The following is a 25884-nucleotide window of genomic DNA, read 5'->3' on the forward strand; positions in this document are numbered from 1 at the left end:
AGCTGAACCCAGTGGAACTGCTGTGGTCCTCGCTCAAGAAGCGTGAACTCGCCAACCTCGCCGGCGACCACCTCGCCGATGTCGCCGACGCCACCCAGCAAGGCATCCACCGCATCAACACCAACCCACAACTCCCCTGGTCATTCCTCACCCACACAGGACTCACCATCCATCCACCACCCCCACCAAACTTACGAAAAGATCAATAGCAGGGCAGGCGACGCACCGATGCAGGCGCCCTGCTTCCCGCGCAGCACGCTCTTGTCGGGCCCGGCGCAGCGCAACTGCCTGCCTCGGTCGCAGCAGCCTGGCGACGGCGCTGGGAGCGGTCCTGCTCGATCGGGGCCAGCGCATTGTCCCGGGCGACGACGGGCGGCTCGGGGAACGCGCGACGGCAGCCGGGCCACCGTTGCCGCTGCGCGACCGCACCGAGTGTCCACGCTCCCGCCGCACAGCCTCACCCGCCCGCTCTCCCGCGCCTCCAGCACCAGCAGATCAGCCCGGCCGGCGTCACCGAACCATTCTTGTGCGTCCAGCCCGGGGCCATCACGGCCTCGAACAACCGCTGCAGCGTCGCGTACTCCTTTTCCGGGAGGTTCAGCGAGTGCCCGACGACATCCTGCGCAGCCCACAGCGGCAGCACCTTGCACTTCAAGCCGTCGTCCTGCTCGTACTCGCCCTCCGCCGTCTCCACGGACACCACGCCCGAGCGGCGCAGGGTCGGCAGCACCTCGGAAGGCGTGTACGACGCGAGTGGGACGTCACCTGGCGCATGGCCTGGGCGCCCGACGCTGAACCCGGCGCCGTGCAGATCATCGTCCTGCGCTCCCAACCCCGACGGTGGCGCGCCCGCTATCTGGGCGGCCTGACAGCCGAAGGCCCGGCAGCCCCGCAGACAAGCGCGGGGGCGCCGGGCCTTCTTGCGTTTCAGGGGCCGGTCCGCCCACTTCCGGGCCTGAAATGCGGATGTAGGGAGCCGATTCTTGTGTCCGACGGAACGCCCGCGCCTCTGATGCGTAGAGATACGGGCCTACGTCGTTGCCTGGGATTCCAGCAGTCAACTACGTGGTGACTGGCCAAGCAGCGACCCGTCGGCGCGTGGCTACATCGTTGAGGAGTTCCACGAGTTTCAGGAACTGCTCGTCGTCCATGCGCTTATCAAGGAAGGCGGCGGCTTGGGCCGCGTTGTCATAGGGGAACTTGACGCCACGGACCACTTCCAGGCTGCTGCCCACCGCAACTAAAAGCTGAGATGTCCGTACTCTGAAAATACGGACACTCGCGCTCCGGCGGACCGCGTGAGGTCAGCCGTCCCAGACGTTGAGGTGATCATCAACAAGGAACTCTGGGTAGCGAAATGCTTCGCCGAGTGCGGTTAGGGCCTCACAGCGCGCTGAGGTGACTTCCACGAAGTACCCTTTCATGGCACGCAGGAATAGTCTGTATCCGAGGTCCGCGCAGGCTTCGATGACCACCGCCTGCAACGCCGGCACCAAGGACGGCACGGCTGCTTTGGAGGCCTCTCGTTCGAGAGCGCCTGCGACGGAGCGTATCTCCCGCAGGACAGCCATCCGCATGACGGGATCTGTCACCGGGTTAGGAGGGGACGGCGTAAACGTTGTCGTACCCCTTCGCCTTATGCTTGTCAACCACGTCTGCTCGATGCGCTGCAGCCAGTCACGCCCGGTCAAGTTGTGGTCAGCCGGATCGAAGTACGCCTGCGTGACGCCGAGCCAGACGGTGCGGAGTGTGCCATCCGTCAGTGGGGATGCCAGCAGCCGCCGTACATCTTCGCCGATCTGCATACTCACGATGCCGTGGGTTTCCGCTACCGCACTGTCGACAATGCTCAGTTGTTCCTCTACCGCGCCGTTTCGGGGTAGGAATCGGTCGGCGTCGGCTGCGGACAGCCAGAGGGGGTGCTGTGACTTGGATGCCATCCAGCTCAACCCGATATCCAGGATGAGCCCCTGGGGTTCCTCCGCTGGGGCGCGTTCGTCATGTTCTGGCATGGTGCTTCCTTACTTCGGGCAGGCCGTGCAGACAACGAACTTTGACGGTTTGTGATTCTTCACGAATTTCAACTGCACGACGACTTTGTTTCCGCCTGCTTCGTCTTGAGGACCATTCTTGACCCGCCTGAACCCCAGGGACGCCTTGCCTCGGAGCTGCCACTCGATTTGCAGAAGGTCGTAGCGCAGATCGAAGCTCGTGCGCTTGGACTGGTCGCTCAGCCACTTGTTGAGTTTCCTATCGTTGCTCGGCTTCGCCTTCAGTCAGGCTGTCACTGCCGCGTTGACCGATTCCGCTGCTGTGGCTTCATCGGTCCACCTTGTTGCGATTCCCTTGCTGATTGCCTCCGCCGACATTGCCTCGTCATCGGGGAGGACGTGGTTGCGCAAGGTATGCGCTCCGCCGACGCCCTCCTCCCCAGGCTTTTCGTCCGCGGGAATGTTGGTGCAGTTATGCATGAGGATGTCATGGGTCTGTGACCTCTGTGAGCGAATGCAGAACGCGTGGAGACCGTTGACAGTGAGGTCGTACACCTCTTGAGCGGCCACATTGGGACGGGCGTGCAGGGCAGTCACCACGTGAGTGGTGCCGTCCGGAGAGTCGCTGGTCGGGCCCGGCCTGTCTGGCCGCGCGCCCGTTACCGGCCGCTGCGGGCAACTCCATCACGACGCGAGGCGTCCATTGCTGTGGATCGATCTGGGCTGATCAGAGCTTCGCTGGCCGCCTGGTCGACTGGACCGCGCAGATCCTCGGCCGCGACCTGGAGTTCGTCCGAAAGGATCTCGGCCAGCGCGGGTTCCAGGTCCAGCCGAAGCGGTGGGCGGTAGAGCGCACGCTGTCGTGCGTCACCGCTCACCGGCGTCTGGTGAAAGACTACGAGGCCAGCCAGGTTAGTCCGGAGAGCGTGATCCGTTGGGCGATGATCGGCATCATGCTTCGGCGGCTCACACGCCAAGGACCGGCGTCACGGCCTGGTCCCCGGCCGCTTACCCGTACCTCTGCGGGATGAACGGACGCGCTGGCTTGCAGCGGAGTTTCAGTCCGCGGCTTCCCCGAGAAGCTTGACCTCCATCGCGAGTAGGTCAGCATTGCTTACGAGCGGAGCAGTCCAGTGGTTGCACCGGGCGTGCTCTACGAACCTCGGGTCAAGCGCCACATGATGGCGCTCGACATAGTGGGCCAGGTCCGAGTACCAGAGCCAATGCCCGTCTGTCAGCAGGTGCAACCCGCCGATCACCGCGTTGTCGGGGCTCAGAACGTCGCGCACGAGCGTGGTCGTGACGGCCAGGACCGTACCGGCACGCAGGTACTCGACCAACTCGCGAGCGTATCTAGGCTCCTGGGTGCGAACGGCGGACCGGAGCGACGGCCCGTCCGGCCTCCCGTGCCCAAGCTCCCTGAACTCACCGACGAAAGGGAACGTCTCATCGATCACCCGCAGAGGGTAGAGCACGTGAGCGCCACGATCGACTGAGATCTCAAACGCGGTCTGATCTTGTTCTTTAACCTGGGGACCTTCTTGTCACTGCCTGGTTCTATCCTCCGCTGAACGTCACGGATGGGCTAGGAGTCAGGCTGTGCAGATCGCAGGGGTAGACCTGTATGTGAATCACCCGGTGATGGCGCTGGGTTCGACCGAGTGGATCCCCACGACGCTGTCCCTCGACGGCGCTCCTGCTGCCGCGTGCGACACGCACGTTATCGTTCGGGTCCAGGCCCAGGTTGTGCTGGTCAAAGTTCGTATCTTCAAGGATCACGGTGACGCGGATGACCAACGAACTGACAGCGAGTCTCTGATCACGGTATTTGACGGGCATCTTCTACTGAGTGACGGTCGGCTAGTAGTGGGGGATGTCATTGGCGAGAGCCGATTCAGCACCACTCTGCCCGGAAAACCAGGCAGGTGGCGGGTTCGGGTCTCGGTTGACGATCCGCAGGGATGGGCTCGCGCCGTTGATGTCGTCATCAGCGCCGAGACAGTTTGACGCAGCCGCGTGTCAGCTCGAATGATCTTCGAACTGGGTGCCTCGCGTATGGATTCACGGGACGTGGGGGCGGCCTTCGTCTGATCATGTGCTCCGACCAAGGTGCACGTGACCAAGAAGAAGGCCGTGATGGTGAGTCTGCTGCCTGACGCTGGCCGGAGGGAAGCGTTCGCGGAAGCGTCACGCTTCCGGGGCGAGTTCTACGAGTGTCTGACCGCGCGCCGCGACGAGTTGTTCGAGCTGGTGGACGCGATGTTGTGTGCAGACGGTGCGGTGAAGTCCCCGGTGGACCTGACGCTGCTGCCCGAGCATCGACGTGGCCACGGAGCGATGCACGGCGGCCTGAACCACGGCAGGATCGACACCGGTCAGCTGCGGATGGTGCTGGCCGGGCTGTCGCTGCCGCGGTTCGACGGCGGGCGCTGGTCCTGGCGGTCGTGTCGCCGTGGCTTCGCTCGGACGCGCCGTGCTCGGCGGACCGGCTGTTCTGCCATGTCTACGGCCGCGCGAAGACAGCGTCCCAGTTCATCCCGGGCTGGCCCTGCTCCTTCGTCGCCGTGCTGGAGCCGGGTGCCACGTCATGGACCGCAATCCTGGACGCGGCCCGGCCCGGCTCGGCCCGGCCGACGACGCGACCGCGGTCACCGCCGCCCAGCTGCGAGGTGTCGTCGAGCGGCTCATCGCTGCGAGCCTGTGGCATACCGGGGACCTGCACATCGTGATCGTCAGCGACGCCGGCTACGACGTCACCCGCCTGGCCTGGGTCCTGCGCGACCTGCCGGTCGAGGTGGTCGGCCGGATCCGCTCCGACCGCGTCATGCGTCTGCCGAAGCCGCTTCGCCAACCGGGGACGAACGGCCGGCCACCCAAGCACGGTCCGGAGTTCCGGTTCACCAAGCCGGAGACCTGGCCCGAGCCCGCGATCACCACGGTCACCGGCACCACCAACTACGGCAAGGCCGAGACCCCCAAGCGTGGGACCGAGCCATCCCCGGCTCACCCACCGCTCTTCCTGGCTCGACCACGATGGCGAACTTCCCTTGTTCGAGGGCACGTTGATCCGATTGAAGGTCGAGCGTCTATCGAAGGACCGGGACGCTCCGCCGGTGTGGTTATGGTCCTCCAAGACCGGCGCCACCCCGGACGACGTGGACCGCTACTGGCAGGCGTTCCTCCGCCGCTTCGACCTGGAGCACACCTTCCGCTTCGCGAAGCAGACCCTCGGCTGGACCACCCCGAAACTCCGCACCCGAAGGCCGCGGACCGCTGGACCTGGCTCCTGATCGTCGCGCACACCCAGCTCAGGCTCGCCCGGCCCCTCGCCGCGGACCTCCGCCGACCGTGGGAGAAACCCACCACCCTCAGCCGACTCACCCCGGCCCGGGTCCGCCGGGGGTTCAGAAACATCCGCGCCAACCTCGCTTGCCCGACCCGTGTTCCCAAACCCCGAGGCGCCGGCCCCGGACGCCCGCCCGGCACCAAGAACAAGCACCGGGCACCCCGCTACGACGTCGGCAAGACTGTCAAACACCCCGAGACCCTCAAGGCCATCGGCAAGACTGGAAGATCTTGGTAGATAAAGAACAAGCTGAGAGGCTGGCTGGTTCAACTACTGGGCGCAAAGCGCACTTTCCCGCTCAATGGTGGAGTCGATGTCTGCGGGCAACAGGGAAGGCAGGGCAAGCGTGTCGGACCACAGCGACCAGGTCACTGAAGAGCAGGTGCAGGAGCGGGCCGCCCAGATCCTGGAGCGCCTGAAGCGCTGGGAGTACCTCGAGGGATTCGACGTGGCGGCAGCACTGGACGTGGAGGCCGCGGCGCGGCGCTCGCTCAAGGCGCGGTCCAGGCCGAAGCCGTCCGCGCACGACCTGTTGACGGCGGTCCGGCCAGACTGGGAGAAGGAGGCGGCGCAGCAGCAACTGACGGGCCAGGCGCTGGAGGCGTTCAAGCGGCAGATTCTGGAATCGGAGACCCCGCAGGTCGCCTGTGACACGGACGGCTTCGCCGACCTCCGCTACCACATCCACCTCAACAAGGCCGCGGTCGAGACGCTCTCCTCGAACGCCGAGATCGTCCTTGATGCGTTTGAGTGGGCTGCGGTGGGCATCCCGGAGATCGATGAGCTGGTATCCCCGATCGAGGCGCTCATCAGGGCCGAGATCTCCGCGATCCAGTCAATCGGCCGGGCCTCAAGCACCGGCCAGGCCCAGCTTGTAGGGATCTATCCCTGTCCCATCCCCATGCCCGAGTACGACGACGACTTCGACTGGGACCTCGCGAGCAAGATCGGAGACATCATCCACCACATGGGCGGCTAGGCCAGCCGAACACCTCGCCGCCGCTGAGCACCGGCCCTCGCGCAGCGCCCGGCGACGGCACCACCGCAGCGCTGATCACCCACTGCCCCCGAAGTCCGGACGCGGCGACTCCACATCACCAACGACAACTCCCGGCTTCCCGAGAGCCCCCTGCCCATGTCGACCTTTTCCAGCCTCGAACGCAGCGAGTGCAGCTCGTGCTCCGCCCCGCCGGTCAGGATCTCCGGACTGCGGACCTGATGGCCGTAGTCGTCGCTCATCGCCGCGCCGCCTTCGGGCCGGCGCCCGTGCTGTTCATCGCGGATCCGGCGACAAGCATCCAGCCAAGGGCGGCGGCGAAGATGTACCACCGGCTGATCACCCTCAGGCTGATGAGGGCCACCAGGAGGGCGACCACGTGCACGCCGATGGCCCCGAAGCGGCGGTGACGGTGCTGTTCGGCATCGACCTTCTGGAAACAGCCGGCCACCGTTCCCACGAAGTGCGGGACCAGCAGGACCAGCCACCAGGGTGTGCGGTTGAGGACGAAGACGAGCGTTGCAGTAGTTCTCGCCGGACGTGGTGGCGAAAACCGGTGGGCGTGCGGGCCCACAGCGCCAGGCCCCGTCCTGAGGGAACACGGCTGGTCCACCGGCGAAAAGCGGGGCCGATGAGGGGCCACCGGGCTGAGCGAGGCGAACGGGCGAGCTTCGTGGCCCCCGTGACCGCCTGGCGTCGACGTGGACGTGGACGTGCCCGAAGGCTGTGTCAGTCCGCGATCCCGGGCACGACCATGCCGGTTTCGTACGCGATCACCACTGCGTGGGTCCGGTTCTGCGCGCCGAGCTTGGTCAAAATGTTGCCGACGTGCGTCTTCACCGTCTCCAGGCTTACCTCGCACGACTGCGCGATGTCCGGATTGGATCGGCCGGTGGCCATCAGACGCAGTACCTCCTCCTCCCGGCTCGTCAGAGCGGCCCGCGGCAGTGCCTCGGCGGACTTCCGGGGGCGAGCCGAGACCATCTGGCGCAGAGCCGTGGGGAAGAGGATCGCCTCGCCCGCCGCGACCACCCGCACCGCCTCAGCGATCTTGGGGACGGGGAGTCGTTTGAGTACGAAGCCGCTGGCTCCGGCGCTGAGCGCGGCCGTGACGTAGTCGTCGTTCTCGAAGGTGGTGATCACCACGACTTTCGGGGGGCTGCCCGGCCCGGCGAGGAGCTCCCGGGTGGCCTCTATGCCATTGCGTCGCGGCATCCGCACGTCCATGAGGACCACGTCCGGCGTCAACTGCCGTGCCCGCTCGACCGCTTCGATGCCGTCGGCGGCTTCCCCGACGACGGTGATCCCGGGCTGCCGTGCGAGCAGCGTGCGCAGACCGCTGCGGGTCACTTCGTCATCGTCCGCGATCAGCAGGGTGGTGCAGCCGGAGGTCCCCGTGGTGTCAGGTGTGATGGACGCGCTCTCGGCGGAGCCGGTCCGGGCCGCTGCGCCCGCTGGTGAGCCGATCATGCGGGCACGCGTGCCGGCAGTCGGACCGCGAGCCGCCAGTGATCCGGTCCGTCCGGACCGGCCTCCATCTCGCCGTGCAGGAGCCGCACCCGCTCCATGAGGCCGGACAGGCCGTGCCCGGACGTCGGGAACGCGTGCGGGCTCACTGCGCGTTCGCCTGCGGTCCGGTTGACCACGTCGAGCTCCAGTGACTCCGGCGCGGCCGTCACCGTGACCCGGATCGGGCCGTCGGCGCCGTGCCGCAGCGCGTTGGTCAGGCCCTCTTGCAGGATCCGGTACGCCGCCCGGGAGAGAGTGCCCCGCACCTGCGCGTGGTCGCCGGACAGTTCCGGCTCGACCACGGCGCCCGCGTGCCGGAGCCGGTCGAACAGTTCCGGCAGGTCGGCCAGGGACCGAGCCGGCGTCGCGCCCGTCTTCTCCTCGCGCAGCATTCCCAGCACGTAGTCCAGGTCTTCCAGGGCGGACCGCGTGGACTCCTCGATGCTGCGCAGGGCGGCCCGCGCCGCCGCCGGGTCGGCGCAGAGCATCTCGCCCGCCACCGCTGCCTGGATCGTGGCGGCCGTCAGGGTGTGCCCGATCGAGTCGTGGAGTTCGTGGGCCAGCCGGTTGCGTTCGGCCAGGCCCCGTTCCCGCTCGGCAGCCAGCGCGAGCCGCTCGGCCGACGACGGACCCAGTAGCCGGAGCGCCAGCCATCGCAGAGTGTGGGTGACCGCCAGGCACAGGACTGCGGCCAGCAGCAGACAGCAGAGCGCCGCCGTCCAGCTCTGCCAGCCGCTCTCGGCGTGCAGTGACCAGCCGTTCACACTCAACCCGGCCTCGGCGCCGGCCCAACCTCCGGGTAGAAGCAGGCCCATGACGAACAGCAGGACACTCAACTGGGCGCCCAGCCACCCCAGCACCACATGCGACAGCAACCACAGCGGAGTCCGCAGTCGATCGGCGCCCGAGACGGTGGACGGAGCTGTCCCGTCATCGGGCGAGCCCGCACGGAGAGGCTGGCTCACGGGGTCCGGCAACGGCACCCCCAGCATCCGCCGGGCGCAAGCGATCAGCACCCGCCGCGTGGTCCGAGCCAGCCCGATCACACCGATCAGTACGGACCAGACCAGCAGGACCAGAGCGAACTGCACCCCTGCGGACGCCGATGACCATGCCATCGCCGGTAGAGCCGCGAAGGGCAGCAGCGGAAGGCTCGCCAACGCGCCGCCATAGGCGAAGAGCGCACCCCAGTACGTGGAGCCGCGCAGCAGCGGCCGGATTCCTCTCAACATAACCGGACAAGTATGACCGGGCGGCTTGTCGGCTCCCTCCCCTGATCGGGGGAGGGAATCCTCCCGCCTTTCCGTGATGTGTGGCGGGGCCTTCGAAATCAGAATCGGGGTCTCACCAGTTGACGGATGAAAGGACAGGCTGATGAACGCTCAGGAGACCAAGACTCCACTGACTGACACGGTGTCTGCCGAGGACCAAGGCATACGGACGCGGACGGCGCCGACCCGGAGGACACCGGGCCGGCCGGCGCCGAAGAACACTCTGGCCGCCACCGCCATGACGCTGGGCATCACCGGCCTGTGCACCTCGGTCGTCTTCATCGGCGGCCCAATCGCCGTGATCGGCCTGATCCTGGGCATCGCCGCGTTGATGACGGCCAAGCGGACCGGTGCGGGCCGGGGCAAAGCAGTCACCGCCGTGGTGACGTCCTCCCTCGCGATCATGGTGTCCGGGCTGATGGCCGTCTTCATGGTCTGGTACGCGAACAACACGCAGGAGTGCTACCAGCCCGACAGCCTCCGCCAGTACGCGCAATGCGTCCGCAAGCACCTGAACGCACGCTGAACGGCCAACGTCGACGGCCAGGACTAGGCGGCCGCCCGCCGCCTTCGGCAACGGCAGCCCGGCCAGGGACCGCCGCAGCCGGGACACAGCCAGGCAGCCCCGGTTGAGAGCGCCATACAACGCGCCGTGACCACGGCGGTGTTCGGGTGCAAGCGCGCGATCGACCAGCGTCCGAACCGGACCGTCACTACACAGCAGGCGTCCGTCAGCTAGAACAAGGCGTCCGCCCGTCCGGTCATCGATGCGTACAGCTCCGCCCGGAAGCGCGACAGCGTCGCGAACGCCTCACATCCCGGCTCCCCACCCAGCAGACTCATCCGCACGCCCCCCACCTGGCTCACGTGCATTCGATAGCCAGAGCACAGATCAGGCAGAGGCCGACCTCACGTCCGGCGAATCCGCGGTGAGGGAACAAGTACGAGACGCCGTTCGAGGCTACGGATTAAACGTCAAGCTGAGTGCGGGGGACATCGATGGTCGTTGTCCATGTGCAGGTGGGTCTCGCGAGCCGCGGTTCGCTGCTGGTGCAGGCCGTGAGCCGTAAGTTGGCCGGTCCGTCGAGCTGGGTGTGGTTGAAGCGTTCGGTACTGCGGTCGGCAGGCGCGGGTGGGTTGCGATGTGTGTGCAGTCCCGCGTCAGTCCAGAAGGCGGATCGCGTAGAGGCTGCCGGCTGGGTCATTTTGGTCGGTCATCGACTTGCCGGTGACAACGAACACTGTGCCGCTCTCCTTGTCCTGACTCGCGCGGTGGATGTATTCGCCGGGAAATGAGGCCGTCCAGGTGATCTCGCCGGTCTCGGGGGCGAGCGCGGCGAATCCGCCTTGGACGCGGGTTCCGGTCAGTATCCAGCGCGGGGTGCCGAGGCCGGCCCCATCTTCGGACCGGGGGGTGGGGACCGGGAAGGTGTCGCGTGTTTTCCAGAGCACGTGGCCATCGCGCGGGTCGAACGCCGCGGTGGCCATCGCGGCGTCCGCGGAGTCGCGGGCGGCGCCGGCTATGAGACGGGTGCCAACCGCTGCCGGGTTGTAGTAGCCAGTCTGTTTCCACACGGTTTTGCCGGTGTCGAGTGAGATCCCCGTGAGGGTCCTCTCCGTGAGATCGGCGTATACGCCGATTTTGACCGCGGGAAAATACAGATCCGGGGCCCCCTCCGCTTCCCATCGCACCGCACCGTCAACGATGTTCAGTACGGACATCCCCGGCTTCCTGTTGTAACCCTCCGTGAACACCTGGCCGTTGTGGACAGCTTCGACTGTGTCGACGGAGCCCTGCCACATCACCCCGCGGGTGAGGGGACTGAGCGCGTAGAGCATGTTGCCGGCAGCGGCCGTAGCTCGAATCAAGATGATTCTGTCGGAGGGTGCGTGCAGCCCGGTGATCGGCGCCTTGGGTGACTTCCATGTCCACAGCACCTCACCCGTTGCGGGATTCAGCGCGGCCACCATGTCGGCCATCGCCGCATAGAGGGCCTTGCCGTCGGCAGAGAAGGTGAGGGAAGCCGTTCGGGAAGCGCTGATGCTGTCGTTAGCCAGCGGCAATGTGTAGCTCCACTGGTTCTTTCCCGAGACGGCGTCCACACGGTTGACCTGACGCCCGCTGCTGGTGTAGAGATCCCCAGCCGCACTGACGGTCCAGTCGTGTTCCTTGTCCTCCGGGGCGTTCGGAAACGCCCACAGCTCCCGGCCGGATCCGATGTCCACGGCGTGCAGGACTTTCTCACCGTCAGCGAGCACCGCCTTCCCACAGCGGGCGACGGGAAGGGGGAGGGCCTTGGCGGACTTCTGCCACATCACCTGCGCCGGAGCGCCTGTGGCTCCAGGGCTCTGCCGGGCAGGGGCTTTGCTGCCCTTGCCGTCCGTTCCACCACCGCTCGGGGGGTCTCGAAGCACCGTGACAGCGACTACGCCGCCGGTCACCACGGTGAGCAGCGCGCCGACGAGCAGCGTACGGCGCTTCATCATCTGGCCGGCAGGTGGCACCGGCTGCGGGTGCTCTGCCTCCGCGGTTTCCGGGCCGGGCGAAGCGGGTGCCGGGGCATCGATGTCCCCTTCCGTCGGCAGTCCGACCGTGCCGCTGCCCTCCCCCGAGGCGGGTAACTGTCGCGTGCCCTCCGTGGGCTGAACCGCTACTCGCTCCGCGTCGGGAATTTTGCCGAGCGCGGCGCCGATCACCTGGAGCCTGTCCGCGACATCCAGGGCGGAAGCGGGCCGACTGCCCGGCTCTTTCGCCAGCAGGTCGAGCACCAGCCGGTCGAGTTCGTCAGGTACGCCCGCGCGTCGGGCGCTCGGACGGTCAGGGGTCTCCATCGCGTGCGCCAGGAGCTGACCCACAGCGTCCCGTTGCCCGAACGGGGTCCGTCCGGTGAGCAGTTGGTGGAGCAGGCAGCCCACGGAGTAGAGGTCCGACCGGTGGTCCACGGAGCCGCCCCGGCCCTGTTCGGGAGACATCCAGGGCGCACTGCCCAGGACCGCGTGACTGCGGCTGAGCCGCTCCAGACCCAGCGCGGGGTCGAACCAAGCGATCCCGAAGTCCACCACCTTCACCTTGCCACCAGAACCGATCATCACGTTGGCCGGCTTGATGTCGCGGTGCACCACACCCTTCGCGTGGGCGGCGGCGAGCGCAAGACACACTTGACGCGTCCAGTCGACAGCCTGCCCCAGGCCGAGCAGCCCCGCCTCACGCAGAACCGCGTCGAGAGCGCGACCGTCGGCCAGCTCCATCACCACGTAGACCGTGTTGCCGTCACGGCCGTAGTCGTGAACGGTCACCACATGATCGTCGGAGATCCTGGCGGCGGCCCGAGCCTCGCGCTCCAGCCGATCCGCAGCCTGGTTGTCCGCTGCAAAACCAGGCAGGACCTTGACCGCCACGGTCCGGTGCAGGACTCGGTCTCAGCCCCGCCACACCTCCCCCATCCCACCCGAGCCAAGACGATCCGACAGTTCGTAGCGCCCGGCCAATAACCGCATCACAACAGCCTCTCTCCACCGACCCCCGGGATCACAGTTCTACGCGGTGGACTTGGTAGGCACCAGTGGCCGGGATGGTCGAGCTGACCAGTCACCCGGACGGTACGCGCAGCATGGTGCGCCGCGAGCAGCCACACCCCGGAGCCCGACTCTCGCTGCTCGCCCAGGACGAGGACACGCGGCACCTGGTGTTCCTGCCTTGAAGGAGGCTGATGCGTCAGCGGCCGGCTCGCCGGGGTGGGGCGGCCGGTCCTCGCAGCGCGGGCAGTCCCGGCCGGAGTCGAGCAGCGCGCCCTCGTCGCACCGGGACTGCGCGCACAGCCGGCGCTGCGGAAGGGCCCGGCCGATCAGCCAGCCCACCGGGTCCTGGATCGGCTTGCCCAGACGCATCTGCTCGTCCAGGCGCCGGGCAAGCCGGTCGGCGAGGACCTGCGGCGCCTGCGTGCGACCGGCGAAACCGATCACCCGCTCCAGCTCGCTGCCCACCGCGGCCTCCACCAGCTCCCGGGCGACCGGACGGTCCAGGCGCGCCCAGACCAGGTCGACCGGGGCCAGGACTACCCGCAGGGCATTCGACGGCAGAGGCACCCTCCCCCGGTGCTGCCCGCCCTGATCCGCACCGTCCACGGTCCGCACCGGAGCACCGGTCACCGTCCCTCAGCCCGGCTCCTTGCTGCTGATCAACGGAAACTTCGAGATGCTGACTGGGACGGTCTTCCCCACCCGGACACCGGCGCCGACGGAGTCCTGGTCCCCGCACTGTCGACCGACTTCGGTTTCCACATCTTCCTCAGCCGCAGCCCGCGGACACCCGGCTGGAGCGTGGTGATGCACGACCGCGACGAAGGCGGCTACTGGGAACACGCCATGGGCTTCGCCGAGTGGCTCTACCGCCACCTCATCGGCGAAGAGGTCATCCATCCCCATGGAACGTACTTCTACCCCGGCCCGGTCGAGCTCCAGTACTTGCCCATGAACCCAGAGGAACGCCCCGTTCCCCGGTTCGGCCCTGACCGCGGGATGTGACCTCGATCGAGGCATTCCGAGGCTTCCAATAACCGACTCCACCATCAGCGATCTACCCGGAGGACGTGATCTCCCATCACCAGGCCTTCATCGCTCGCCGCAGAGCCGAGCGGCCCAGTGAGGAGTACCGCGAACTCACCGCCACCGAGCGGAACGAGTTCCTGGCCCACTTCGAACTCCGCAAGGCCGCCCTGGGGACCTGCGGCCGCGACTACCCGACCCCGTGCCGGCATGAAAACGCATGCTTCTCTGAAGCAGTAACTACGGTCCGTTGAGGCAGTCGGCAAACCTGTGGCACATGAGTACCGTCCCGGGTCAGGATGCGGCTATGCGTGATGTCCAGAGCGATCCCGAGTTGCAGGATCTGGTTCGGCGGTTCGTCACGCCTGATCGGCGATACCTTCGGTTGGGCGGGAGCGTTTTCCGATTGAGCCCGGTCGAGCGCTCCGCGTTTGTGCGGGATCTGGCTCACGCTGCGTACGAAATCACTCCGGCGGAGCTCGGCGTCCTCTTCGAGGGTGGATGGCGCGAGCGCAAGACTGCCGCCTGGCTGGTTGCTGTGGCCCACAGGTCCGAGTTCCGCGAGCTCATAGGCCAGCTCCTGCTGGCCAGCGAGGGGCCGTATGCGGGCGCTGCATACTGCGTCGCCCTTGCGAAGTTCGGTACTGCAGCGGATGCCGAACTGCTCAGCGCATACCTTGATCGCTACTTGTCGCGTCCCGACCTCGACTACGACCAGGCAATCGTCCTTGGGACGCTTCTGTACCTCGATGAGATTCTCGGCTCCGAGTACACGACACGGTTCCTTGCCCCGGCCGGTCCCTGGGACCGATGGCTCGAAGTCCGGGCCGTGGCGGCTCTCGACCCGTAAGACTGTCGGCAGGCCGTGCAGCAACGGTGCGTTTTCGTCGACGAGACCGCTGAGGTCTTCGCCTCGCTGGCCTGCGGAAGCTGATCATGACCGAGCGGGACATCATCCTCAACGAACTCGCCCAAGGACTGCGCGCGATGTCACAGGGCATCGAGTGGTTCGACACCCACAGCCCGGAGGAGCAGGCCGAGATACTCCTGTTCCTGCGCCACCACTGCGTGCAGGCGCGCGCCGTCACCGAAGACGGACCGGAGAGCATCCGACGTGCCGGGCTGCGCCCGACGCACACCCCGGCGGTCTTGATCACCTGCGGCCCGATCGACCAGCAACTGGGGAAGATCGCCGGCCTCACCCCGGTCGACGAACGACGCAAGGCGTTCCGGCTACTGGTCGAGGTCCTCGCGGTCGCAGACGAACGGCGCCGCGAACGCTTCTGCTCCGGCGGATGCGGTCACTGGTGGCACAACCTGCCCGTCGCCGACGGGTGAGGGCGAGTCCCCCCGCCGCTGGCCTCCGCGCCCCTGGGCTCCATGTGCGGCAAGACGGACTGACGGCAGTGTTCATGCGCTCGTGTCGTCGTCGGCGGCGGAGCCGATCACCGCGTTCAGGGCCTGCAAGGCGTCATCGTAGTAGTGGCGGTCGAACTGAAACGGACCGAATGCCACGTAGTCGCGGGTCTTGCGGTGGGGTTGCTCGAAGGCGTCCCAAGTTACGAGATCCGCTGTCGCGGTGATGCGGGCCATGAGCGGCCAGCACCCCCACTCACCGCATTCACAACCGAGGACGGGGGTCTTCGGCCCCATCGCGCTAGGCCCTGTCTGACAAAGGGCTCGATCCGTTCCCATGCGGCGTCCGTCAACTCACCTCGTCCTGCCGCAAGATCAACTAAAAGCCACGACCTAGAGGCTCATTCGATCTTGTGGCAAGATCGCCGGATGCTGCGACTCACCGATTTCATCATCGACTGCCCGGACACGATGAAGCTGGCCGCCTTCTACTCCGAGGTGACGGCGCTCCCGGTCAAGGAGGGCAGCAACGGGCACTGGGCCGGCATCCAGTTCGGTGAGATCGAATTGGCCTTCATCCAGGTGGAGGACTACCGCGCCCCGCAGTGGCCCGACAGCGAGCACCCCAAGCAGTTCCACCTGGACTTCGAAGTCGACGACATCGAGGCCGAACAGTCCCGCGTCCTGACCCTCGGTGCGACCCTGCAGCGGGACCGCATCGGCCCCGAGGGCTACGGCTTCCGCGTCTACACCGACCCCATTGGCCACCCCTTCTGCCTCTGCCGCAACAAGGGCGTCGTCTGGACTGATCAGGGCCCCACCTGGCCACAGCGCGACTAGGCCAGCCTGATAATTGATCTTGTGGCAGGTCGAGGTGAGTTGACGGACGTGGAGTGGGAGCGCATCGAGCCCCTGTTGCCGCGGGTGGACGGGCGTGGTCGTCCGTGGCGGGATCATCGGCAGGTGGTCAACGGTGTGCTGTGGCGGTTGCGGACAGGGGCTCCGTGGCGTGATCTGCCTGAGCGGTACGGGCCGTGGCAGACAGTCTACGAGCGGTTCGCCCGCTGGGAAGCGGACGGCACCTGGGCGAAACTGCTGGAGCAGGTCCAGGTCCGTGACGACGCAGTGGGTCGGGTCGAGTGGACCGTCGCTGTCGACTCCACGGTCAACCGGGCCCATCAACACGCCTCCGGCGCCCGCAAAAAGGGGAGCCGGGCGGGGACGAACTGGACGATCCGGGCCGCTCGCAGGCGCATCAGGCCCTCGGCCGGTCCCGAGGCGGGCTGACCACCAAGGTCCACCTCGCCGTCGACGGCCGGGGCCTGCCCCTGTCGATCGTGCTCACCCCCGGCAACAGAAACGACGCCACCGCGTTCGCCCAGGTCCTCGACGGCATCCGCGTTCCCCGCCCAACTACGGGACGCCCGCGCACGGCACCCCAGCGGTTGCTGGGCGACAAGGCCTACTCCAGCCGGGCGATCCGGCACCTGCTGCGGCGCCGGGGCATCGCCGCCACGATCCCCGAACGCCGCGACCAAGCGTCCAACCGCCGCCGCCGAGGGCGCCTCGGCGGCCGGCCGCCCGCCTTCGATAAGGAGGCCTACCGCGCCCGCAACGTCGTCGAACGATGCTTCGCACGCCTCAAGCAGTTCCGTGCGATCGCAACCAGATTCGACAAGCTCGCCGACCGCTACCGCGCCGCAGTCGTCCTGGCCTCCCTGATCCTCTGGCTCCGCGAACCAACCAGGTGATCATTTGTCAGACACCCTCTAGTGGACAGTCCGAGGAAATGGTCCTGCATCGGGCCGAACCGGAAGAACTCCGGAATCAGACCACCGTAGGCATCACCTGCAGGCTGCATCCCGGCCGCGATCTCGTACTCATCGATCAGCTCGGTGAGTGGTGCTCCGTCGATGTGAGGGACGACCACGAGCGGACCCCTGTCGCCACGGTGCTGGCAATCGAACCGGATCTCATTGCTGATCATCGCGCGATTGTCTCAGCGACTCTGCTCCCTCCTTTTGGGCGGGGTGAGCCGGGGCCTTGCGCGACGTGCCGAGGTTGATCGCCACGCTGCCGGGCGCGGAAGCGATCTGGTCGATTCTGGATTCGGCGCCGGCGAGGCTGACGCGCAGGCCCTCGATTTCGCCGAGCCAACCCTCTTTCTCGGCTTCGGCGCTCCGGTCGGGGAGGTTGTCGCGGATCTCCCCCAGGCGGCCGCGCTGGGCGGGGCCGGGGCGCAGGAGGGAGTAGCGGACAGAGTCAGGAGCGCCCGTGCTCGCGGTTGAACTCGTGGTAGCCGCGGAAGTCGAAGAACCGCAGGCCGTCGATCACCGTTCCAGACAGGATTTCCGGCAGGGTCCAAGGGTGGGGGGTGTAGTCGTCCGTAGCCACGCCTCCATGCTCAAGCAGCAGCGCGATCATTCGGTGAACCTCTGCGGTGCCGTCGATCCGCCCGGAGATGTCGATCTGCACCGCCCAAGTGGGGTGATGTCCGACGGCCGCTTCGAGGATCGCCACATCCTCGGGATCCCAATCGGAGAAGAGGTAGCCGGTCTGCTCATCATCGATGTCGATGTAGAGGTTGCCGTCCAGAGTCCAAGGATTGCGCTGCTCGGGCAGATGCCGATTGAGCGAGGCGACGGTCGCAGCTCGCTCATTTGCGGAAAACACGAAGACAGTTCGCATGGGTCGGAGCGTAGGCAGTTCAGCTTCGTGGCAGCCATGGATTTCAGGGACGGTGCTGGTCCGTCGACGTAGTGGTGGTGCGGATGGCGACGTCGGCGAAGGTCGGCATGCCGAGATCGACTGCGGAGGGTCGGCGGGCTGCTTCGGCATCGAGCTGGTCCAGCTTGCCTTGCGCGCCGGTGAGGCCGACCTGGAGGCCCTCGACTTCGTCCAGCCATCCTTCCCGCTCCGCCTCAGCGATCCGGGCGATCAGGTTGTCACGGATGTCAGTTAGCCGTGAGCGTTGGGCTGGATCAGGCCAGAGGGGCGAGCATCTGAGACAAGCGTGCTCATGGATGCAAGGGGATCCGAAGGCGCGTGCGCATGTACCGATGGATACCTTCCGCTTCTCGAAGTGAGAGAGGAAGGCGTCCCACTCCTCCTCTGTCGGGATGCGGTACTCCTCCCCGGGGCGGGAGGCTCGTCGGCGGGCGATGAAGGCTCGGTGGGCCTCGATCGTCTCGGTAGAGTAGACCGCCTTGTATCCGCTTGCTTTCTCACGGACGTCGTAGGCGGCCACCAGCGGAACCATCCCGCTGGGGCGACGCAGCCGACTGATGATGGCGCTGAGGACGTCGGCGAGTTCCGGGCTGACCAGCACGAGTCGCTCGGTGTCGGTCTTGGACGGAGCGATCTGCAGCAGCGGGACGACCTCGCCGGTGGACGGGAGCCGGTACTGGGTGACGCTGTGGTGTGTGAGTTCCAGAAGCTCCTCGTTGCGAACACCGGTCAGACGCAGGACTTCGATCACGGCGAACGCCCAGAAGGCCTCCTCTTCTTCGTAGGAGAGATTCCGCCGACGCCCGCTGGGTCTCTCCTCGGCCCAGGTGAGGTGGCCCGCAGCCTTCGGGGCAATGGTTCTGAGCACGCCGAGACTTCGATGCTCGCCCTGCACCGGCTCCAGTCCGCGCTCATGCACGTCAACACCCTGCTGATGCAGCAGGCCCTGGCCGAACCGGCGTGAGCGAAGAAGCTGACCGACGAGGAGCGGCGCGGCCCGACCGCGCTTTTCTGGTCCACCATCAACCCGTACGGCACCTTCCGTCTTGACGTGGACAAGCACCTTAACCTGGCGTCACCCGCACCCACACAGCGGCGGATACGGCCGATCGGTCAGCCACGCAGACCCGATAGCGGAAAACAGTCCGCTGGCGATCCCCGTCGTGGAGTGCTGGAGTCGGCGGCTACGGTTAGGGCGCCTGACAGTGCCGCTGCGCGACTCGGGCACCTCCCGGTTACATCATCCGGTGGAAGTGCCGACGACCAGGGCCTGCGGGCGGGCCGTGGTCGCCAGATGATGTGCTGTCTGATGCGTCGCTAGATTGCGGTGAAACCGCCGTCAGCGGCGACCACGGCTCCCGTGACGAAACTGGAGCGGGGCGAGACGAGGAAGCACAGGACCTCGGCGATCTCCTCGGGCTGAGCCACACGTCCCAGGGGCTGCGCGGCGGCGAAGGACGCCAGGTAGGCGCGGCTGTCGGGGCGGATCGTGTCGAGGAAGTCCGTCTCGATGACGCCCGCGGCCACGAGGTTGGCGCGGATGCCCAGCGGGCCGCCCTCGACGGCGAGCACCTTGGTCAGTTGGGCCAGAGCGCCCTTCGACGCACTGTAGGCGACGCCTTCGGGGAGGGCGACGGTGGAGGCGTACGAGCCGGTGCTGACGATGGCGCCGCCGCCGCGGCTCTTCATGGTCCGGAACGCTTCGCGGGCGCAGAAGAAGGAGCCGCGGGCGTTGACCGCCATCACGGTGTCCCAGTCCTCGGCCGTGGTTTCGGTGACGGGTTTGTTCAGGGTGCGCCCGGCATTGTTCACGAGGATGTCCAGTCCGCCGAAGGCGTCCAGGGCCGTTGCCACCGCGCGGTGGGCGGTCTTCTCCTGGGTGATGTCACCGTTCGTCGCGACGACGCCGGGAAACTCTTCCGCCAGGTTCGTGACGTCGGGGCGGAGGTCGAGGGCGACGACCCGGGCGCCGCCGGCGTGGAGGAGCGCCACGGTCTCCCGGCCCACCCCTCGCGCGGCTCCCGTGACGAGGGCGATCTTCCCAGCGAACTCTGTGGATTGGGATGTTGCGGCGGATGCGGTTGCAGGTGTCATAGTGCGGTCCCTGGAGAAGGTGAGTGCGAGTGCAGGCGCTGGTGCAGGGCATCTGAAATGCTGTGCAGTGGTGCGGTGCGCGGGCCGGGTGGGCCGCGCCATTGACGCATTCACGGCAGGCCCACGTGGACGTCGTACGGCTGGGTCGTTCAGTGCGCGGTGAGCCCGCCGTCGACCACCAGTTCCGCGCCGGTGACGAACGAGGAGTCGTCGCAGGCCAGGAAGAGGATCGCGGGTGCGATCTCGTCGGCGCGGCCGGCTCGGCGCATGGGGGTGCGTTGTATGTCCGGCTGCTGGTCGCCCTGGTCGTCCAGGAGGTCCTGGATCATCGGCGTGGCGATCACCCCGGGATGCACCGAGTTGATCCGTACTCCCTGCCGGGCGTACTCGACCGCGGCGGTCTTGCTCAACAGGCGCACGGCCCCCTTGGACGCCTGGTAGGCCGCAGCCGCACCGCTTCCCACCAGTCCAAGTACTGACGACGTATTGATCACCGACGCGTTGCCGCTCGCGCGCAGGAGCGGCATCGCCGCCTTCATGCCGAGCCATGTGCCTTTCTGGTTCACGTCGATGACGCGGTCCCACACCTCTTCCCGCGTGTCCTCGATACCAGGCCAGTCCAGGATGCCGGCAAGGTTCACGAGCACATCCAGCGTTCCGAACCGGTCGCGTACGATGGTGATCACTTCGTCCCACTCCCGCGCGGAGGAGACATCGAGGCGGGCAGCCACGACGTCCGTGCCGCGTGACCCGATCCGGTGGGACAGGTCCCGCAGGGGGCCTTCGGCGATATCGGTGATCATTAGCCTGGCGCCTTCGCGGGCGAAGAGTTCGGCGGTTGCTGTGCCGAGCCCGCCGGTCGCGCCGGTGATCAGCGCGACCTTGCCGTCAAGCCGCTGTCCTGTCATGGATATGGTCCTTGCTTCTCGTTGATGCTGGCTGGCTGACTGACTGGCTGCCGTGTCGGGACTTCTTGGTCCGCCGACGGGGGATTCGCCCCCGCTGCGGGGCGGCCGCGGCCCGGCCTCCTCTACGAGGACTTCTGCTCCCGGTAGAGCACGAGGTGCTCGTGATAGAGCACTCCGTCCCGGATGTCGCCCGTGACGGTGAACCCGGTGTCGTCGACGTAGTCCAGGTGACTGCCGGTCACCGTGTACCGGCCGGTGTATGCGCTGCGCCGCTCGCCGCGGGCCTCGTCGTAGCGGCCGTCCGGCAACAGCTCCTGACGGATGTGACCATCCGCGGTCACCCACATCCCGACCACGTCGACGTGGTCGCCCTCAACTGCCCCGGCCATGGCGGACTCCTCTCCTCAAATGGTGTGGTCCCTCCCGCTCCACCGAGTCTGGGCAGGTCAGCGGCCATCAGCCAGGACGCGTGCTGCCTGGGTGCGGCACACCCAGGCAGCGCACCGGGCCGCCGCCTAGCCTGCACACATGGACGACAACCACCTGGGAGACTTCCTGCGCGCACGCCGCGCCGGCCTGCGGCCGGAGGACGTCGGTATGGCGAGCTACGGGGCCCGCAGAGTCGCCGGACTGCGACGCGAGGAGGTCGCCGTCCTGGCCGGAGTGAACGCCGACTACTACACCCGCCTGGAACAAGGGCGCGAGCGCAACCCCTCACCCCAGGTAGTCGACGCGCTCAGCCGCGCGCTGCGCCTCGACACGGACGCACGCGCGCACGTGTACCGGCTGGCCGGGGCCACGCCGAACGACCGGCCCTCCGTCCACGCCGCCGAGCAGGTGAGTCCGGCGCTGCGACAGCTGATGGACTGCCACCCGAACACTCCAGCATTCGTCATGAGCCGGACCCTGGACCTCCTCGCCGTCAACGCCCTGGCCGATGCCCTCTACGCCCCGTTCGAGCCGGCGGACAACCTGGCCCGCATGACCTTCCTCGACACTGCGGGCCGCAACTTCTACGTGAATTGGGACCGGGCAGCACAGGCCACCGTCGCCAACCTTCGCGAGGCAACCGGATACGGGCCGGACAACCCACGACTGCGCGAACTCGTCCGCACCCTCACTGAGCACAGCGCTGACTTCACCCGCCTCTGGAACGCCCACACCGTGCGCGGCAAGTCCCAGGACGCCAAACACTTCCTCCACCCGGACGTCGGCCCTCTCACCCTCACCTACCAGGCTTTCGACGTACGCGACGCCCCCGGCCAGCAACTCGTCATCTACCACGCCGAACCTGGCAGCCCCAGTGCCCAGTCCCTCAGTCTGCTCGGTTCCATCCACGCCACCCGGCGCCGGCCCACCCCGCAGCCCCACCGCTGATCAGCCGAGGGACTGTAAAAGAAAGAGTGTTCGGGAACACTGATCGTTGCGTGCTGGCCTCGTCTCTGCGGGGTTTTGCCGCAGCAGTCACGTCAATATGGCTGGACAGCAGCATCGCCGGTGCCCTGCATGACTCCCACGCGAGCTGCCGCATACAGAGGGGGCGGGATGACGCGTACCTCCAGCAGCCGGGCCCCACAATCACCATGGACACCTCGCCCAGGCGCGCCGCCCGCCGAGACGTCTTCCTGCGCGGGGTCAGGGCGTTCAGGTCCAGGACCCGCACGAGGCGGCCATCCCGCCGCTCGAGGGTCGCGGTGGCGACGACAACCCCATCAGACCGCCCGTCGCGGGCCGCGCCGCGTACGGGCGTGGGCCGGCCCCAAGTCGTCTCTCGCACCGTGACGAGGGCGGCGGGCAGGTCCAGGTCCAGGACGGTGATGCCGGGCACCGCCGGAATGCGCTCCGCCGTTCCCGGCCAGGCCCGAGGCCCGAGCCCGGTCCGCCCCGATCAGCGCACACGCCGGCGCATACAGGAACCATTCCGGCTCGGCGGGAGCACGACGAATCAGCCCAGAGCCAGATTGTTGCTCCCCCCGGCCTGGCAATAGCCGCGGCGGCGATGGTGGAAGGGGCTGCCTGGCCCCCGCTTCGCTTCGGCCTGGCGGGCGGTCCGCTGCGCTCCCCCGCCTGGCGGACCATCCGGCTGCTCCGCCGCTTGGGACCCTGAATGTCACCTCAGGCCTGCCTCTTGTGCCCATACAGCGAAGTCACCGCAGGTGGGAGTTGGCTGGCGGGATCGCTCGGAAAGGGTGGCAAGCGAGTGGCGCAGCCCTGTCCGCAAGCGGAGGAGCCAGAGGCCTGAGGGACCGCTCGATAGCTGAGCAGCCGCAGGTAGTTGAGACGGGCCGTTTCCGCTTCCTCGACCGGCTCGGCCGGTGCGGCGGCCACCAGGGCTTCGGCCGCTGTTCTCGCACGGGTCCTGGAAGGAATCTGAAGCCGTGGTCAACCCGGGTGTGCCTGTGAGAGGTTGAGTGCGTGGACAACGACATAGCCGTCGCGCTGATCGGTGCGATCGGTGTGGGCGGCACCATCGTCGGAACCTTCGCCGGTACGGTGCTCGGCGCCCGCATCCAAGCCCGCGGCGGACACGACCAAGCCCAAGCCGCACGCGACGCAGCCACCACCACCGCCACGGCGCGTCAAGCAATGGCCGAACGTCGTTGGGCGATCCTCGCCGAATACCTTCGCGCCGCCGCCCTCCACGAGAGCGCGAATCGGCTCTACGCATTGGGTGCGGACGTCCGTATCGCTGGAAGTCTGATCACCGTGGACGGGCCGGCTCTTGAAGCCGACGTCGAGGAGCGGCGGCATGCTCTCCTCTACGCGTACGCCGAGGCCGAACTCAGCACGCCCGCCGAGATGCGCCCCCTGGTCTCCGATCTAAAGGACAGAGCGTTCTCTCACGTCGAGCAATCCATCAGGGGCAGAGACCTCATCAGCGCACAGACAGCCCTGCGCGGCCTCGCCGCCGCGCAGGGCCACGACTCACCAGCCGGTCGAGCACACCTCACCGTGACGACGCCGTCCGCGCCTCACCCGGTCGAGGACACGACACACGAGGACCTCGCGCGCTGGCGTATTGAAGCCGCGCGGACCTTGGAAGATGTCCGCGAACTGACTTTCGAACAGCGCCATTTGCTCGCCTACCTCCCCGACGAGGACCAGACCCTCATCGTCATCGAGGCCGGGGACCCGTACACAGAAGCATGGGACGCCCTGGTCACCGCTGCACCAGCCCAAAAATGTAACTGAAGAGGTTTTCTCGTGGCTGATAGTCAAGAGTTCGTTGCTCCCGAAGCTCAAAAAATCATAAATGCACTCGGAGTGATGCCGGAGCTTACCGGGGAGAGGCAGTGGAGCGTCCATCTGGCCGAGGTGACGGGTGAAGATGTCGTCTTCTCCTACGACACCCAGTGGCGGTCGGTACGCATTGTATGGAATACCCCTGAAGGGGCACCACGTGTCAAACTTTTCCGGGAGGGGGCAAAGCTGCTCAGAGTTGCAGAAGAACGGGGTGAAACTAGCCTCATCGTCGAGTTCGGCACACGGGATTCGGATGGAACCCTGACCCTCCAGGTGTTCCCCGCGGTCGCCATCAGTGATGAAGTGATGCTCTCGTAAGCGCTCGCTGCTATATCCGGCAAAGGCGCGGTTGTGCATGCAGGGGATGCCGAGCAGGGCGTGGTGAACGCCGTCCCCTTTGAGGCGGCAGTCGCGGAGGATCTACGGCGATCGTGAGGGTGTTGCCGACCGCGGCCTTAGCACCGGATCTTTGGCATGCCTGACAGTCGTTGCGGTTCCCGGCGAGGGCCGGCCGACCACGACGATGAGACGGGTGTCGGCGTCGATGACGACCTGATGGTTGGTGCAGTACCGGTAGTTCTTGGACCGCTCGGCGATGGTGTGGTCGCGGGCGGGGACCAGGGTGCCATCCGAAGAGCACGATGTTCTTGGCGAACCGCTCACGAGGCCGGAGCGCCGACAGGGGGCCGAGGTGGTTGCTGACCCGGCCGGCCGTGGACTTCGAGATGCCGAACAGCGGGGCGAGCTGTCACAGCGTCAGATTGGTGCGCCATTATGCCGCGACCAGCAAAACCCTGTCCTCCAGCGGCAGGCTCCACGGCGGGCCTCGGTGGACCGCATCTGCTCCATCTCGACGCCGCATGGTCAGCAGCTTGCCGGAGCAGCGCGGGCTCAGTTCCGCGAACGGGGCTATCCAGGACGGCTCCAACGCCGTGATCACGCTCGCCGCTTCATGATCATCACCCGAGCTGCCTCCGTGCCGTAGCAGTCCCGCAACTACGCTGACCGAGGCAGTCCATAGTGAGTAAGACCCGGGGGAAACCGTGAACCGACCGCTGCTGTTCCTCGACGTGGACGGGCCCCTCAACCCCTATGCAGCCAAGCCGGAGAGACGTCCCGACGGCTACACCACAATCCGAGTTCCAGGAACGACGCTCACGAGGACGACAAGAGCCTCTCGTTCCGACGACGCCCCCTGCGGGTCTGGCTCAACCCAGAGCATGGGCGAAACCTGCTGCAGCTCGGTTTCGAGCTGTGCTGGGCCACCACATGGATGGACGACGCCAACCGGTGGATAGCACCAGTCCTCGGCCTTCCAGAACTTCCCTTCGTCGACTTCGGCGACGTCCTACTTCAAGAACGTCCCGATGGAGTCCACTGGAAGACCGGACCGCTGCTGGACTACGCAGACGGCCGTTCTTTCGCCTGGGTGGACGACGAGCAGAGCGAGCTGGACCAGGCGTACGCGAGCGCCCACCACCAGGGAACCGGGCTCCTGCACCACGTCAACCCACGGATCGGCCTCCGGGAGAGCGACTTTCACACGCTCGCCGACTTCGCCCGGTCCTTGAGCACCTCGCGAACCAACAGCTGAGCACCCCACCAGCTTTTCAGACCGCTACGCGCCCGCAGCGGTGGTCTTTGCGGAACAGCCCTTAGCCTGTGCTTAATCTTTTGGCGCTCCTGAAGTGGTGCGGGCAAAGAGGGCGGCATGAGAGACAGTTCCGGCTCTGTTCCTGCGGACGTAGACGACCGCCAGACGATGGAGCACTTCCCCGGTCGTCCTTTGAACCAGACATGGCCGACGGGTGCACTGCGACCAGGTAGCCGTGTCGTGGTCGTTCGTGCCCTGGACTGGGATGGTCCTTGGCAGGCCGAGTTTGCCGGAACGGTAGAT

At 67.0% G+C, this 25884-nt stretch carries 28 protein-coding genes and 6 pseudogenes; 16 read left to right on the forward strand and 18 right to left on the reverse strand.

The features are described from left to right. Positions 1-209, forward strand: a pseudogene (locus ACGF3I_RS26660) (transposase); the annotation flags it as partial. A 248-nt stretch (positions 210-457) separates the two neighbouring features. Here the strand turns inward: ACGF3I_RS26660 and ACGF3I_RS26665 are convergent. The 5 genes from ACGF3I_RS26665 to ACGF3I_RS26685 form a co-directional block, all read right to left on the reverse strand. Next, on the reverse strand, positions 458-730 hold the full coding sequence (locus ACGF3I_RS26665) for a hypothetical protein (protein WP_393136216.1): 273 nt from the start codon (positions 728-730) through the stop codon (positions 458-460). Between the two features lie 331 nt (positions 731-1061). Then, a complete protein-coding gene (locus tag ACGF3I_RS26670; protein WP_393136218.1) occupies positions 1062-1235 on the reverse strand; it encodes a hypothetical protein in 174 nt (57 codons plus the stop codon). 69 nt (positions 1236-1304) lie between these two features. Then, complete coding sequence (locus tag ACGF3I_RS26675; protein ID WP_393136220.1) at positions 1305-2012, reverse strand: hypothetical protein; 708 nt, start codon at positions 2010-2012, stop codon at positions 1305-1307. 264 nt (positions 2013-2276) lie between these two features. Continuing rightward, the gene (locus ACGF3I_RS26680) at positions 2277-2588 is read right to left on the reverse strand and encodes a hypothetical protein (protein WP_393136222.1); all 312 of its coding nucleotides are present in this window, start codon (positions 2586-2588) and stop codon (positions 2277-2279) included. Positions 2589-3049: 461 nt separating this feature from the next. Continuing rightward, on the reverse strand, positions 3050-3448 hold the full coding sequence (locus ACGF3I_RS26685) for a hypothetical protein (protein ID WP_393136224.1): 399 nt from the start codon (positions 3446-3448) through the stop codon (positions 3050-3052). A 142-nt stretch (positions 3449-3590) separates the two neighbouring features. Between ACGF3I_RS26685 and ACGF3I_RS26690 the strand changes: the two genes are divergently transcribed. From ACGF3I_RS26690 to ACGF3I_RS26705, 4 genes and pseudogenes are all read left to right on the forward strand, one after another. Continuing rightward, positions 3591-3998: a hypothetical protein gene (locus ACGF3I_RS26690; protein WP_393136226.1), complete on the forward strand. Its 408-nt coding sequence runs from the start codon at positions 3591-3593 to the stop codon at positions 3996-3998. A 252-nt stretch (positions 3999-4250) separates the two neighbouring features. Continuing rightward, positions 4251-4869 (forward strand): annotated as a pseudogene (locus tag ACGF3I_RS26695) (transposase); the annotation flags it as partial. Between the two features lie 235 nt (positions 4870-5104). Further along, a complete protein-coding gene (locus ACGF3I_RS26700; RefSeq protein ID WP_393136390.1) occupies positions 5105-5281 on the forward strand; it encodes a hypothetical protein in 177 nt (58 codons plus the stop codon). A gap of 402 nt (positions 5282-5683) precedes the next feature. Continuing rightward, a complete protein-coding gene (locus tag ACGF3I_RS26705; protein ID WP_393136228.1) occupies positions 5684-6316 on the forward strand; it encodes a hypothetical protein in 633 nt (210 codons plus the stop codon). Positions 6317-6572: 256 nt separating this feature from the next. Here the strand turns inward: ACGF3I_RS26705 and ACGF3I_RS26710 are convergent, their stop codons facing one another. The 3 genes from ACGF3I_RS26710 to ACGF3I_RS26720 form a co-directional block, all read right to left on the reverse strand. After that, entirely contained in the window at positions 6573-6908 is a 336-nt protein-coding gene (locus tag ACGF3I_RS26710; RefSeq protein ID WP_393136230.1) for a hypothetical protein, read from the reverse strand. Positions 6909-7063: 155 nt separating this feature from the next. Further along, positions 7064-7804, reverse strand: a complete 741-nt coding sequence (locus tag ACGF3I_RS26715) for a response regulator (protein ID WP_393136232.1) — start codon at positions 7802-7804, stop codon at positions 7064-7066. Then, positions 7801-9075 carry a sensor histidine kinase gene (locus ACGF3I_RS26720; RefSeq protein WP_393136234.1) on the reverse strand — a complete coding sequence of 425 codons (1275 nt, stop codon included), beginning with the start codon at positions 9073-9075 and terminating at the stop codon, positions 7801-7803. Before ACGF3I_RS26720 ends, ACGF3I_RS26715 begins: the two co-directional genes overlap by 4 nt. A 142-nt stretch (positions 9076-9217) precedes the next feature. Here ACGF3I_RS26720 and ACGF3I_RS26725 point away from each other — a divergent pair, with 142 nt between their 5' ends. Then, entirely contained in the window at positions 9218-9640 is a 423-nt protein-coding gene (locus ACGF3I_RS26725; protein WP_393136236.1) for a DUF4190 domain-containing protein, read from the forward strand. 6 nt (positions 9641-9646) lie between these two features. Here the strand turns inward: ACGF3I_RS26725 and ACGF3I_RS26730 are convergent. Together ACGF3I_RS26730 and ACGF3I_RS26735 are read right to left on the reverse strand one after the other, a co-directional pair. Then, positions 9647-9957, reverse strand: a pseudogene (locus ACGF3I_RS26730) (transposase); the annotation flags it as partial. Positions 9958-10275: 318 nt separating this feature from the next. After that, positions 10276-12513 (reverse strand): PQQ-binding-like beta-propeller repeat protein, encoded by a 2238-nt coding sequence (locus ACGF3I_RS26735; protein ID WP_393136238.1) that lies wholly within the window; start codon positions 12511-12513, stop codon positions 10276-10278. Between the two features lie 164 nt (positions 12514-12677). On the opposite strand from ACGF3I_RS26735, the gene ACGF3I_RS26740 reads away from it, so the two are divergent. The 4 genes from ACGF3I_RS26740 (at position 12678) to ACGF3I_RS26755 (ending at position 14997) form a co-directional block, all read left to right on the forward strand. Beyond that, positions 12678-12815, forward strand: coding sequence for a hypothetical protein (locus ACGF3I_RS26740; protein WP_393136240.1), 138 nt, complete (start codon positions 12678-12680; stop codon positions 12813-12815). 34 nt (positions 12816-12849) lie between these two features. Further along, positions 12850-13638 carry a hypothetical protein gene (locus ACGF3I_RS26745; RefSeq protein ID WP_393136242.1) on the forward strand — a complete coding sequence of 263 codons (789 nt, stop codon included), beginning with the start codon at positions 12850-12852 and terminating at the stop codon, positions 13636-13638. A gap of 328 nt (positions 13639-13966) precedes the next feature. Further along, positions 13967-14509, forward strand: coding sequence for a DUF6000 family protein (locus ACGF3I_RS26750; RefSeq protein ID WP_393136244.1), 543 nt, complete (start codon positions 13967-13969; stop codon positions 14507-14509). Positions 14510-14595: 86 nt separating this feature from the next. Further along, positions 14596-14997 (forward strand): DUF5958 family protein, encoded by a 402-nt coding sequence (locus ACGF3I_RS26755; RefSeq protein WP_393136246.1) that lies wholly within the window; start codon positions 14596-14598, stop codon positions 14995-14997. 72 nt (positions 14998-15069) lie between these two features. Here the strand turns inward: ACGF3I_RS26755 and ACGF3I_RS26760 are convergent, their stop codons facing one another. After that, positions 15070-15252, reverse strand: a complete 183-nt coding sequence (locus tag ACGF3I_RS26760; RefSeq protein ID WP_393136248.1) for a hypothetical protein — start codon at positions 15250-15252, stop codon at positions 15070-15072. Positions 15253-15444: 192 nt separating this feature from the next. On the opposite strand from ACGF3I_RS26760, the gene ACGF3I_RS26765 reads away from it, so the two are divergent. Together ACGF3I_RS26765 and ACGF3I_RS26770 are read left to right on the forward strand one after the other, a co-directional pair. Further along, positions 15445-15855 carry a VOC family protein gene (locus ACGF3I_RS26765; RefSeq protein ID WP_393136249.1) on the forward strand — a complete coding sequence of 137 codons (411 nt, stop codon included), beginning with the start codon at positions 15445-15447 and terminating at the stop codon, positions 15853-15855. Positions 15856-15876: 21 nt separating this feature from the next. Next, a protein-coding gene (locus tag ACGF3I_RS26770) for an IS5 family transposase (protein WP_393136251.1) occupies positions 15877-16766 on the forward strand; the annotation gives its coding sequence in 2 pieces (ribosomal slippage) (positions 15877-16228 and positions 16228-16766; 891 coding nt in all). Between the two features lie 511 nt (positions 16767-17277). On the opposite strand, the gene ACGF3I_RS26775 is transcribed toward ACGF3I_RS26770, so the two are convergent. From ACGF3I_RS26775 to ACGF3I_RS26795, 5 genes are all read right to left on the reverse strand, one after another. After that, positions 17278-17703 (reverse strand): hypothetical protein, encoded by a 426-nt coding sequence (locus ACGF3I_RS26775; protein ID WP_393136253.1) that lies wholly within the window; start codon positions 17701-17703, stop codon positions 17278-17280. Positions 17704-17746: 43 nt separating this feature from the next. Further along, positions 17747-18805: a hypothetical protein gene (locus ACGF3I_RS26780; RefSeq protein WP_393136255.1), complete on the reverse strand. Its 1059-nt coding sequence runs from the start codon at positions 18803-18805 to the stop codon at positions 17747-17749. A 254-nt stretch (positions 18806-19059) separates the two neighbouring features. Further along, the gene (locus ACGF3I_RS26785) at positions 19060-19836 is read right to left on the reverse strand and encodes an SDR family NAD(P)-dependent oxidoreductase (protein WP_393136257.1); all 777 of its coding nucleotides are present in this window, start codon (positions 19834-19836) and stop codon (positions 19060-19062) included. A gap of 149 nt (positions 19837-19985) precedes the next feature. Next, positions 19986-20744: an SDR family NAD(P)-dependent oxidoreductase gene (locus tag ACGF3I_RS26790; protein WP_393136259.1), complete on the reverse strand. Its 759-nt coding sequence runs from the start codon at positions 20742-20744 to the stop codon at positions 19986-19988. Between the two features lie 122 nt (positions 20745-20866). Beyond that, positions 20867-21133 carry an Atu4866 domain-containing protein gene (locus ACGF3I_RS26795; RefSeq protein ID WP_393136261.1) on the reverse strand — a complete coding sequence of 89 codons (267 nt, stop codon included), beginning with the start codon at positions 21131-21133 and terminating at the stop codon, positions 20867-20869. Between the two features lie 139 nt (positions 21134-21272). On the opposite strand from ACGF3I_RS26795, the gene ACGF3I_RS26800 reads away from it, so the two are divergent. Next, positions 21273-22121 (forward strand): helix-turn-helix transcriptional regulator, encoded by an 849-nt coding sequence (locus ACGF3I_RS26800; RefSeq protein ID WP_393136263.1) that lies wholly within the window; start codon positions 21273-21275, stop codon positions 22119-22121. Positions 22122-22389: 268 nt separating this feature from the next. Here the strand turns inward: ACGF3I_RS26800 and ACGF3I_RS26805 are convergent. Then, positions 22390-22729: pseudogene (locus tag ACGF3I_RS26805) on the reverse strand (hypothetical protein); the annotation flags it as partial. A gap of 430 nt (positions 22730-23159) precedes the next feature. Here ACGF3I_RS26805 and ACGF3I_RS26810 point away from each other — a divergent pair. After that, a complete protein-coding gene (locus ACGF3I_RS26810) occupies positions 23160-23936 on the forward strand; it encodes a hypothetical protein (RefSeq protein WP_393136392.1) in 777 nt (258 codons plus the stop codon). 12 nt (positions 23937-23948) lie between these two features. After that, positions 23949-24305 (forward strand): hypothetical protein, encoded by a 357-nt coding sequence (locus ACGF3I_RS26815; RefSeq protein WP_393136394.1) that lies wholly within the window; start codon positions 23949-23951, stop codon positions 24303-24305. Between the two features lie 15 nt (positions 24306-24320). On the opposite strand, the pseudogene ACGF3I_RS26820 reads toward ACGF3I_RS26815, so the two are convergent. Beyond that, positions 24321-24975 (reverse strand): annotated as a pseudogene (locus ACGF3I_RS26820) (transposase family protein); the annotation flags it as partial. Positions 24976-25030: 55 nt separating this feature from the next. Between ACGF3I_RS26820 and ACGF3I_RS26825 the strand changes: the two are divergent. Then, positions 25031-25581 (forward strand): annotated as a pseudogene (locus ACGF3I_RS26825) (hypothetical protein). Positions 25582-25884: the final 303 nt, after the last annotated feature.

The sequence above is a fragment of the Streptomyces sp. NPDC048111 genome (assembly GCF_043202815.1).
Taxonomy (GTDB): Bacteria; Actinomycetota; Actinomycetes; order Streptomycetales; family Streptomycetaceae; genus Streptomyces.

What these genes read in the sequence shown, in the direction of transcription:
- ACGF3I_RS26760 (WP_393136248.1), bottom strand. Translation starts at nt 15,252, where the DNA reads ATGGCCCGCATCACCGCGACAGCGGATCTCGTAACTTGGGACGCCTTC.
- ACGF3I_RS26720 (WP_393136234.1), bottom strand. Translation starts at nt 9,075, where the DNA reads ATGTTGAGAGGAATCCGGCCGCTGCTGCGCGGCTCCACGTACTGGGGT.
- ACGF3I_RS26715 (WP_393136232.1), bottom strand. Translation starts at nt 7,804, where the DNA reads ATGATCGGCTCACCAGCGGGCGCAGCGGCCCGGACCGGCTCCGCCGAG.
- ACGF3I_RS26755 (WP_393136246.1), top strand. Translation starts at nt 14,596, where the DNA reads ATGACCGAGCGGGACATCATCCTCAACGAACTCGCCCAAGGACTGCGC.
- ACGF3I_RS26725 (WP_393136236.1), top strand. Translation starts at nt 9,218, where the DNA reads ATGAACGCTCAGGAGACCAAGACTCCACTGACTGACACGGTGTCTGCC.
- ACGF3I_RS26795 (WP_393136261.1), bottom strand. Translation starts at nt 21,133, where the DNA reads ATGGCCGGGGCAGTTGAGGGCGACCACGTCGACGTGGTCGGGATGTGG.
- ACGF3I_RS26675 (WP_393136220.1), bottom strand. Translation starts at nt 2,012, where the DNA reads ATGCCAGAACATGACGAACGCGCCCCAGCGGAGGAACCCCAGGGGCTC.
- ACGF3I_RS26790 (WP_393136259.1), bottom strand. Translation starts at nt 20,744, where the DNA reads ATGACAGGACAGCGGCTTGACGGCAAGGTCGCGCTGATCACCGGCGCG.
- ACGF3I_RS26750 (WP_393136244.1), top strand. Translation starts at nt 13,967, where the DNA reads ATGCGTGATGTCCAGAGCGATCCCGAGTTGCAGGATCTGGTTCGGCGG.
- ACGF3I_RS26775 (WP_393136253.1), bottom strand. Translation starts at nt 17,703, where the DNA reads ATGCGAACTGTCTTCGTGTTTTCCGCAAATGAGCGAGCTGCGACCGTC.
- ACGF3I_RS26785 (WP_393136257.1), bottom strand. Translation starts at nt 19,836, where the DNA reads ATGACACCTGCAACCGCATCCGCCGCAACATCCCAATCCACAGAGTTC.
- ACGF3I_RS26800 (WP_393136263.1), top strand. Translation starts at nt 21,273, where the DNA reads ATGGACGACAACCACCTGGGAGACTTCCTGCGCGCACGCCGCGCCGGC.
- ACGF3I_RS26765 (WP_393136249.1), top strand. Translation starts at nt 15,445, where the DNA reads ATGCTGCGACTCACCGATTTCATCATCGACTGCCCGGACACGATGAAG.